This window comes from Marilutibacter maris (assembly GCF_006546735.2).
Taxonomy (GTDB): Bacteria; Pseudomonadota; Gammaproteobacteria; order Xanthomonadales; family Xanthomonadaceae; genus Marilutibacter; species Marilutibacter maris.
The window spans coordinates 1-8043 of record NZ_VICD02000127.1 but is presented as its reverse complement, the minus strand read 5'-3'; the positions used below and the strand labels follow the sequence as shown (position 1 = coordinate 8043).

The window sequence follows — 8043 nt, the reverse complement described above, 5'->3', positions numbered from 1 at the left end:
TATGCATTATGCGAAGTTCTACGCAGGTGGCTGGAGACACTTCGTCTAGGAAATTTCCGACCCGCCCTCGCGGCGTAGTCCGATCCCAAAGCAACCCGGGGGCCTATACGGTCCCCGGTCCGTTTCAGGGGGCGGACCCAATGATCGAAGTGGAAAGGCCGCCATGTTGGCAGCCAGGCGGAACTTGTCCGAACAACTGTGCAGCTCAGCTGCACCAACGTGTGGTCTACAACCACACACCACTCCACGGCCCGTGGCGCGGCTGGCGCATGGCTGGCGCGCGGCTGGTGTCACCCTCGGGCGACTGGATCGCGCCGCACCTGCTAGATCGGTGGCTATGGCGGCACGGACGCATGTTCAGCGACTAACGGCTACTTGCAAGCGTCACGAACACGGCCATCCCAGTAACTGGACTGCTCAAAGGTACGATTCAAACCGTACCGCTCATAGGCGGCATCCCGACTTCGCTTCGTCTGCTCACAACGAGCGTTTGAACCTGACGACGATGAAATCGCAGCACCCTGGGCCCGCGACGGCGTTCGACTGGTGCCCGCGAGTCTGGATAGATACTGGGAGTCAGCCTCACCTCGCCTAGCCTCGTAGTAGCGTCGCCAGCGCTCAGCGTTGGTCGGAGGCGGCTCGGGCTTGGCATCCCACGACTTCTCTTGCTTCGCCGTAGAGGCACATGGCGCGCTCTGATAGCTCACCGAGCCATCCTGAGATACGCATTTGTGCACCTGCTGGGCCGCCGCAGGCATGGCGATCACCAGCAAGCCCATCGCAAGCATCCATCGCATGACCATCCCCCCTATCCGTGACGTGGCTCACGAATAGTAGCTCGGCGAACGAGAAGGAAAAAGCGGGTCAGCAGGAGGCGGCTATCGGCGTGATCCGGGCGTGACGTGCGCGCCGACTTTACTGCAGGTAATCGTGAACTCCGGATCGCGGTATCCGTGGGCTGCGCCCACACCCACTCAGTCGATGGGATCTAAAGAGTGCTCGAGGGCGGCACACGCGAGCAACTCAAGCACTATTTGCAAATAAATGTGCTTCCAGATGGAAAGAAGACCAACTCAAGGGTGAGCACTGCCAGCACCGAAAGATGCAAGGGATATGCCATCCAGAATGCCCAACGACTGCGACTGATCGCCACAGGCGAAAGCCTCACGATATGGAGCAACGGAAACGCAAACAATGCCCAGGCATTGCCATTGACAAGGCAAAGGGCGCCGAACGCAGCAACTATCGCAGGAAAGCCGAGACGAGAGCCTTGCAGAAACAGCCAGAACGCCACCACAAGGCCCGTACCCGCGTGCCAATACTCAACAAGACACGACCCAACCAGAAACAGAGCGATCGCGCTCAGGCGATCCCCAGAACGAAGGAACATGATCACAGCAACCGAGACAGCAAAAGTAGCCATGATGTTGAGCGGCCAAGGCCCCACAACACCGAACAGGAACGCATGCGCGGGCATCGACACCAACCCAAAGAGCAGCAAGCGGCGCAGGACACGCTGGAAGTTCACCGAAGGTCGCGACAGGTTATAGGCCAGAACAAACGCGAAAACGGGCATAGCCATGCGTCCAAGCACTTCAATAGCGACGCCACCTTGCCTATCCATGAAAACGGCATTGACATGGTCGACGAGCATCAAAGCGAAGGCGATCCACTTTGCAAACTCGATGCTGCTGTCGCCAAAGGACAAAGCCGACCGGCAATGAGTGCTAATCGATGCAGTCACCATGAACCCACATCCGCATGAGTGATATCACGCGCGCCGATATCACCATAGGCTGAAATCTGCGGCGCTTCGATCACAGGACCGACACTTTCGGAGGTAGCGCCAGACGAAGGGCCTATAGCACCCAGCGAAGAAAGACGTTCAGACACGCGCCTGAGCTGTGTGGCGTCATCCAAGCGCCGGCGATCACCCTGCACTTCATCAAAGAAAGGTTCGTACTGCCCCTGCTTGGCAATCATCAGGCAACGATTGAGCTCGATCACATACCGCGTTCCCTGTTCCGTCAAACATGAGCACGACTGATCAGGCTCCAACCCCGACGCCATGCAGAAAACACGTGGCGACTGAGCCGGGACTGAAAGATTGTCATAGGCCGGTGCCGTCCAAGGCTGCCCAGGTATTCTCGGCGTCATCCATGCCACGTAGTCGGATGTGCGTGTTGGCGTGCTCGATGTCGCTTCGTCGGTCGCTTCGACCGTCGCTCTCGCTCCGTTCTGCGCTCCCTCCTCCTTGGTAGCTGCGGCCGCGTCCATGCTCCCTGACCCGGTGAATTTATCGTCGAGAACCTCGGCGCGATGCCAGACCTGCCAAATGATCAAGACCAGCAGAATAGGTGCAGCAATGAAGTACCACGGAATGCTGCGTTCCGTAGTATCCATGGTCGTGGACTTGTATAGACCGCGAGGACGCTTGGGCAGAAAGGTGCGCTTGACGCTGAGCGGAGAGCCCTTCTCCGGGTTGCGCTCGTACCGATCGAACTTGCGCAAGTGAACGTAAGGCGTGCCGAAGCGACGCCGGACGTGCACATGCTGTTCAATCAGGTCGTGCATGAACTCGTCGACCTGCTTAGCCGGCGACTGGCACACAAAAATGAAGTCGATACCGCGATGACGATGCTTCGCAAGCTGCTGCACGTGATTAGGAACGGCAGAACCGGGGCGACGCTTTGGAAGCATGCCGTGCTCGTAAGCTTCATCAACCAACGCGACGGCGCCATCCGGAAGGAAATTCGTCCAGTCGATGAACTCCTCCGGAGTCATCGGCAAGCACTTCGCCTTGTCGTGATCGAAGTCAGTAACGTTGCATACATAGACAAGGCGTCCTTGATCGCGAAAGCGCAACGCATGATCGATAGCGTGCAGCGTTTTGCCGTGACCTGGCTGACCTGTGTACCAGAAAATCATGCGCCACCCCCGGTCTGAGGAAGAACTGACTTCGGGACAATGAGTATCTTCCAAGCCATACGGATGGTGAGTGCAGATAGCACCATCGTCATGGCAATGTCGAAGCCAATCGCAGAGAGGAAGTCCAGCGGACCCTGCGGCAGTTGATTGACATAGCCTAGAACGAAGCTCTTGAGGTCAGGGAGCAGTGAGCGAACTGAAACAATCGTCAGCCCAAACGCTCCTAGAGCTCGAGCTACAAGACCACCAATGCCTTGAAAAAATACGCTGAAGAGTCGAGCGGAAAACTCGATCAGCCATTCCCGAATGTTGGTCATTAGAAGCTGTCTCCCATAAGCAACCGAAGTGCCGTGAATGCCCCTACAAGCAGGACAACAGCACGCATGATCGAAACGAGGTTGCACCAGTAAGGAAAAGAATCGAAATCGATGCTGCCAAAGAAGCCGAAATCGATTGCACCCAAGGATGGACAAGAGCCACCACCACCCAACAGGCCGCCTTGATCGAGCATGTCGGGACCGAACGTAAACTCATCAGTAGTGCCGTTTGGCCCCTCCCCTTCCTCGGGGTCGCCCTGATACTCGCCATCGAGCTCCAAATAATCGGGTTGACCGTTCCCGTTGCTGTCGCCCTTGCAAATCTCAGCACGCAACGCGCGAAGCTGGTGAGCATTGGCGTTATTTCCATCGACAGTGAAGGGCTCAGAACAGTCGCCCACATCTCCCGTCACCTTAGCCGCGTTCCCTGCCTCAACTGCGCAACGCGTATGCCAAGCTTGAGTGGCAACCATGCCCATAACTGGATCACCTGTCGTGATCGGAGGCGTATCGCAATCACCTCCACCAGAGGCTGTGCCATCGTCGGAGTCCCCATCGTCTCCATCTCCCCCTCCGCTACCGTCGCTTGGCTCTCCCTGATTGGCGTTATTGGAGCCGCCACCGTTCGCATTGGTGCCGTTATCCGTAGAGTAATTCGTAGTAGTGGTAACGATGGTGTCGTTGTTGATCGTAGTGGTCTGAGTCACAGGGACGCCGGTCTGGCTAAGCCCGTCTCCTGACGGAAGCTGCAGGTCAGGAGGAATCGGGTCAGTACCCGCATCTCGCTTCTGCCGAACGTCGCCATCGTTCTTCTGTCCGGTTTCTCGCGGGTCCCAACAGATCTGACGACCGGTGCTAGCGCTATAGCAATGGTCGCCGTCAGGCTTCATGCAGAACGTTTGCCCGGAACCTGCGGGCTTGCACTCCTGATCGGGTCCGGGCTCGTTAGGCGGCGTGTCAGGAGGCGGTGTAGAGCCATCACAGGCATTGCCGGTGTACTCAAATCGACTAGCGCAAATACGATCAGCACCTGAGCCGGAGCAAGTGCCACCGCCAACCGGTGCGTACTCACAACCGCCGACACAGGACGACGACAACGCCCCCAACTTCATGCCTTGGAAAATGTCGCTGTTACGAGAAAGGCATTGCTGCTGATCGAGGCACTGCTGTGTAAATGGATCGAGCGTATATCCGCCCTCGCACACACAGTCCTTTCTATCAGCATCCCAACTCGCATTAGGGTCTGCGCAAAAATTTCCGGAAGGAAAAGACCGGTTAAATGACCCAAGAAACGTACTTCCAGCAGAACAGTGAGGCCGTCTAACTGGAGCAATCCAAAGAGAATTCCCATTCAGAATAGGATCACAGAACACCGCATCCGATGGAATAGAAGAAAAGTAGGACTCTCGACCAGCGATCGCGGCCGCTAAAGCCTCTTTACCCGTTGCACAGGTTGCGCTCGTAACCTCGTAGTCATGACACTTGCTGAAATCCTCAGCATGCAAACGACCTGACCCAAATAGAGCCGCTAAGACCGCTATAAGCAACCAAACACCAACGCGCCTCGTTAGATAGCGAAGAAGCCAGTTCATACCGCATCGAACGCGAGCCAGCACGCCCCCAATACGGCGATGATCACAAAATAGCCCATGATATTCCCCTCAAAAAAAAAGGGCTAAGGGACGCGTGCACTCGTCCCAAAGCCCTACGGATTGCCGCCGATCACTTGGCGCGCTTGATGTACGCCCACAGCAACATCAGACCGACGACGGATGCCAGGACAACGAGGATGCCGCCCACGTTGTCCTTGATGCCGGACAGCTCGGCGGTGATCGCCGCGGCCGGATCGGTGCCGGTGGCGAATGCGAGACCGGGCACGGCCGTCATGGCGACGCTGGCACCGATCACGGCGTTGCGCAGCTTGTTGCGGAGGGAGATACCCGACTGACGGGCATTCTTGAGGAGCTTCTTCATGTGGTTCCCTTGAGGTTAGGCGGAATTGCCCTAGTAGCGCCCTTGCTGGGTGGCCCTGATGTACAGACGGCACGCGAGGCCAACCACCCACACGCCGATAATCGCGAATGCGATCTCGACGCCCTCCTCCAGCGTCAGGGCGGGCAACACTGGAACAGGTTTCTCGACCCACACCGGTTGAGTGCATGCGCCATCCCCGTCGATATGCTCGGGGAGGCACGAAAGCAGATAGACCGGCGCGGTCATCGATCAGGCGGCCTTGGGCTTGGCCGCTTCGACGCGGTGCAGCTTCGGCTTGCGGGCGAGCTTGAAGTCGCCGAAGTCGCCGACACTGACGTTCTCCTCGAGGTCGAGTTCGTACTCGCCGACGGGATACGCCGGCTCCTTGCCCAGGTCGAGGCGAACGCGATTTCGGAAGAACTTGTTCTCGGCCGTTGCCTCCTGCGTGCGGATGACGCCGGAACGGTCGCCCTTCTCCCACTTCTTCTCGTCGACGTGCGTGCTGGTGATGGTGATTCGCATGGTTATGCTGCCTTTTGGTTGATGCCCATGCCGAGCAACTGCTCGCGCACTTGGGCCTTGAGGTCGCCTGTTACAGACTTCATGCGCCCCGGGCGACCCGGTCGAAGCACATGTTGTTTGAGGAGCGCAAGGCACACTTCCTCGCCGAGCGCGTCCATAGCCAGATTCAAGGCCGTTCCAGCCTGATTGCGAAGGAACTTGACCATCGCCTTCGCGGACGCATTGACCATGCGGTCACGCGCGTGCAGCCGTTCGGCTTCACCAATCACGTAGGCGGCGAGCATTGGGTATGCCCCGCCGAAATACTTACCGGGGTCGATCAGCGCATCGAGCGGCAGCTCAGTACGAGCGGCGTACAGACGCAGCTCACAACGCGTGTGATTGCTTTCGGGGTCGCCGAGCTGCTTCCCTTTTTCGTAGACGTTGAGCTCCTTGTGACCCTTCTTGCCGATGTACAGAGAGCAACCCTTCTGATTGCCGAGGTCATCCACAAAACGGCCTTCGGGCGGCCTGCCATTCATGACGAATTCGCCTTGTTGATAGAGACGGAGGAAGTGATGGACATCGAAGGTGTCGCCGGTCAGGTCATCGACGGCGATGTCAAGCCGCGAAAGCTTCGCGGTGAGGTCAGTGCAAACCTGATGCACGTAACGCCAGTTCGGGACGTGCTGGCAGCCTTGACCAGTCAGGGAAACGCAGACGTTGCCGTCATCGCTGATGCCGACACGACCACAGACCGAACCCGTTTCGTCGACAAGCACCGCATTGCGCGTGTAGACGAAGTTCCATGTCTTTTCCATGAGCGGACCGGCAGCGATCGAGGCGCCGGGCATAAACACGTAGTCGAGGATCTGCTTGGCGTTCATCGGCCGGAACAGCTTCCGGGCCTTTTCCGAGTGGAAGGTCACCGTGCAGAAGTCGATCAAGGGGGCTGTGAGGTTCCCCTTTTGGCCCGTGTTACTGCTCGGGCCAACCGACCTCAGCCGGCTCGGTTTCGACGGCGTCACCGCGCCAAAGTCCCCGTCAGCGGCCATGACGAAGTGCCTCCCTGTCGCACGCAACGGCGATTCCGAGCCATTCGCGGGCTTCGGCCGGGGCCGGGTCGTACAGATCGAGCTGCGCGCCGGAGAGGAAGCGAGAGACGCGGGCGCTGGCTTCCTCGTAGCGATCCCACGCAAGGTCGGCCATGACCTGGCTGATGTGCTGGGTGGTCACTGACGAACCTCCCAAAGCCGACAGGCGTTGGCGTTGCCGTTGAGGCACAGGCGGCGTTCCTCGTTTTGCTGTAGCGCTTCCTCAAGGATTTCCGCTTCGGCGTCAGCCGTGGTCAGGGCCGCGACATAAACACCAGTGGCGAACCCGATAGAGGCGCACACAACAAAACAGAGCGACAACCACTTGACGTCGATCCAAAACAGGTCAGTCTTCATGCCCTGCCCTCCCCTCGGCTGACAGCGCGGCCGGCGAGCCAGCCCGCAGGAAGCGCGGCGAGCGCACCGAACACGTTGCCGATCAGCAGCAGCACATGCGGCGGCTGGATGGCGATCCAGAGCGATAGAGCGTGGACAGGGCTCATGCTTCGATTCCCCCACGCTGGCGGCGCAACTTGGCCGCGTGCTGCTTCGCCCACAGCAGGAGGCGCGCAGCGCGGAGATCGGAGTCAGCACGGCGGCGGCGCTCAGCAGCGCGGTAACGGCATATGCCCGGCGTCGCGAGCAGCATGGCGGCGCTCAGGAGCAGCAGCGTTGAAGTCATCGAGTCCCCTCCCTGACGATGGCCGGGGGCTCGACGGCGCTCCTAGGGGGGAGTTCGGGTCGCCGGGGCCTGCCCCCGGCGGGTTGGCCCTCTACCAAGACTCTTGGTAGCCGGGCATGATTCAATGGTCTTGGTATCGGAATGTCAAGAGGCTTGGTAAATGAACGCGACGAAGAAACTACTTGACAAGTGGATGGAATGGCGCTCCGCCAGTAATGGCGGGCCTCTCACGCAGAAAGAGCTTGCGAAGGAATTAGGCGTCGGCCAGACCTCGATATCGAACTACAAGGTCGGAGTGTCCCAAGCTGCGCCACATGTCATCAGCAAGATGGCTCGTGACCTGGGCGAATCGGAGGCAGCATGGCTCGCGCTCGTAGAGTCGGAACGTGCGCGAGACGGTGAAGACAGGCGCGCATGGGCACGCATCGCGCGCCAACTCGGGGCGGCGGCGTCGATCGCGGTCGTCGCCCTGATGGTGTTCCCTGCCCCGGCTAAAGCGACGGTGGCGGCGAACCTGAACGGCAACACGCCCTATGCATTATGCGAA

The 8043-nt window shown here is 59.1% G+C and carries 14 protein-coding genes; 1 reads left to right on the top strand and 13 read right to left on the bottom strand.

Going from position 1 to position 8043, the window contains the following annotated elements; all coding sequences use genetic code 11:
• Positions 1-371: 371 nt before the first annotated feature.
• The 13 genes from FKV24_RS20215 to FKV24_RS08020 all read right to left on the bottom strand — a co-directional run bounded on the left by FKV24_RS20215 (position 372) and on the right by FKV24_RS08020 (position 7496).
• Entirely contained in the window at positions 372-779 is a 408-nt protein-coding gene (locus FKV24_RS20215; RefSeq protein WP_425481600.1) for a DUF4124 domain-containing protein, read from the bottom strand.
• Positions 780-1030: 251 nt separating this feature from the next.
• The gene (locus FKV24_RS08070) at positions 1031-1747 is read right to left on the bottom strand and encodes a TraX family protein (RefSeq protein ID WP_141482013.1); all 717 of its coding nucleotides are present in this window, start codon (positions 1745-1747) and stop codon (positions 1031-1033) included.
• Positions 1741-2928: a zonular occludens toxin domain-containing protein gene (locus tag FKV24_RS08065; protein ID WP_141482012.1), complete on the bottom strand. Its 1188-nt coding sequence runs from the start codon at positions 2926-2928 to the stop codon at positions 1741-1743. Before FKV24_RS08065 ends, FKV24_RS08070 begins: the two co-directional genes overlap by 7 nt.
• A complete protein-coding gene (locus FKV24_RS08060; RefSeq protein ID WP_141482011.1) occupies positions 2925-3245 on the bottom strand; it encodes a DUF2523 family protein in 321 nt (106 codons plus the stop codon). Before FKV24_RS08060 ends, FKV24_RS08065 begins: the two co-directional genes overlap by 4 nt.
• Complete coding sequence (locus FKV24_RS08055; RefSeq protein WP_141482010.1) at positions 3245-4837, bottom strand: hypothetical protein; 1593 nt, start codon at positions 4835-4837, stop codon at positions 3245-3247. The genes FKV24_RS08060 and FKV24_RS08055 overlap by 1 nt, the downstream gene beginning before the upstream one ends.
• A 130-nt stretch (positions 4838-4967) precedes the next feature.
• Positions 4968-5219 (bottom strand): hypothetical protein, encoded by a 252-nt coding sequence (locus FKV24_RS08050; RefSeq protein ID WP_141482009.1) that lies wholly within the window; start codon positions 5217-5219, stop codon positions 4968-4970.
• 30 nt (positions 5220-5249) lie between these two features.
• Positions 5250-5465, bottom strand: a complete 216-nt coding sequence (locus FKV24_RS08045; RefSeq protein ID WP_141482008.1) for a hypothetical protein — start codon at positions 5463-5465, stop codon at positions 5250-5252.
• 3 nt (positions 5466-5468) lie between these two features.
• Positions 5469-5741: a hypothetical protein gene (locus FKV24_RS08040; protein ID WP_141482007.1), complete on the bottom strand. Its 273-nt coding sequence runs from the start codon at positions 5739-5741 to the stop codon at positions 5469-5471.
• A 2-nt stretch (positions 5742-5743) separates the two neighbouring features.
• Positions 5744-6775, bottom strand: a complete 1032-nt coding sequence (locus FKV24_RS08035; protein ID WP_141482006.1) for a replication initiation factor domain-containing protein — start codon at positions 6773-6775, stop codon at positions 5744-5746.
• Positions 6765-6956, bottom strand: coding sequence for a hypothetical protein (locus FKV24_RS08030; protein ID WP_141482005.1), 192 nt, complete (start codon positions 6954-6956; stop codon positions 6765-6767). The genes FKV24_RS08035 and FKV24_RS08030 overlap by 11 nt, the downstream gene beginning before the upstream one ends.
• Positions 6953-7171 (bottom strand): hypothetical protein, encoded by a 219-nt coding sequence (locus FKV24_RS08025; RefSeq protein WP_141482004.1) that lies wholly within the window; start codon positions 7169-7171, stop codon positions 6953-6955. Before FKV24_RS08025 ends, FKV24_RS08030 begins: the two co-directional genes overlap by 4 nt.
• Positions 7168-7317: a hypothetical protein gene (locus FKV24_RS19245; protein ID WP_170288250.1), complete on the bottom strand. Its 150-nt coding sequence runs from the start codon at positions 7315-7317 to the stop codon at positions 7168-7170. The genes FKV24_RS08025 and FKV24_RS19245 overlap by 4 nt, the downstream gene beginning before the upstream one ends.
• Positions 7314-7496 carry a hypothetical protein gene (locus FKV24_RS08020; RefSeq protein ID WP_141482003.1) on the bottom strand — a complete coding sequence of 61 codons (183 nt, stop codon included), beginning with the start codon at positions 7494-7496 and terminating at the stop codon, positions 7314-7316. Before FKV24_RS08020 ends, FKV24_RS19245 begins: the two co-directional genes overlap by 4 nt.
• A 160-nt stretch (positions 7497-7656) precedes the next feature.
• On the opposite strand from FKV24_RS08020, the gene FKV24_RS08015 reads away from it, so the two are divergent.
• Positions 7657-8043, top strand: a 387-nt coding sequence (locus tag FKV24_RS08015) for a helix-turn-helix domain-containing protein (RefSeq protein WP_141482002.1), incomplete at its 3' end; no start/stop codon positions are given.

Coding starts and splice junctions, on each gene's coding strand:
- FKV24_RS08055 (WP_141482010.1), bottom strand. CDS start 4,837: ATGAACTGGCTTCTTCGCTATCTAACGAGGCGCGTTGGTGTTTGGTTG.
- FKV24_RS08065 (WP_141482012.1), bottom strand. CDS start 2,928: ATGATTTTCTGGTACACAGGTCAGCCAGGTCACGGCAAAACGCTGCAC.
- FKV24_RS08020 (WP_141482003.1), bottom strand. CDS start 7,496: ATGACTTCAACGCTGCTGCTCCTGAGCGCCGCCATGCTGCTCGCGACG.
- FKV24_RS08025 (WP_141482004.1), bottom strand. CDS start 7,171: ATGAAGACTGACCTGTTTTGGATCGACGTCAAGTGGTTGTCGCTCTGT.
- FKV24_RS08060 (WP_141482011.1), bottom strand. CDS start 3,245: ATGACCAACATTCGGGAATGGCTGATCGAGTTTTCCGCTCGACTCTTC.
- FKV24_RS20215 (WP_425481600.1), bottom strand. CDS start 779: ATGGGCTTGCTGGTGATCGCCATGCCTGCGGCGGCCCAGCAGGTGCAC.
- FKV24_RS19245 (WP_170288250.1), bottom strand. CDS start 7,317: ATGAGCCCTGTCCACGCTCTATCGCTCTGGATCGCCATCCAGCCGCCG.
- FKV24_RS08045 (WP_141482008.1), bottom strand. CDS start 5,465: ATGACCGCGCCGGTCTATCTGCTTTCGTGCCTCCCCGAGCATATCGAC.
- FKV24_RS08035 (WP_141482006.1), bottom strand. CDS start 6,775: ATGGCCGCTGACGGGGACTTTGGCGCGGTGACGCCGTCGAAACCGAGC.
- FKV24_RS08040 (WP_141482007.1), bottom strand. CDS start 5,741: ATGCGAATCACCATCACCAGCACGCACGTCGACGAGAAGAAGTGGGAG.
- FKV24_RS08070 (WP_141482013.1), bottom strand. CDS start 1,747: ATGGTGACTGCATCGATTAGCACTCATTGCCGGTCGGCTTTGTCCTTT.
- FKV24_RS08050 (WP_141482009.1), bottom strand. CDS start 5,219: ATGAAGAAGCTCCTCAAGAATGCCCGTCAGTCGGGTATCTCCCTCCGC.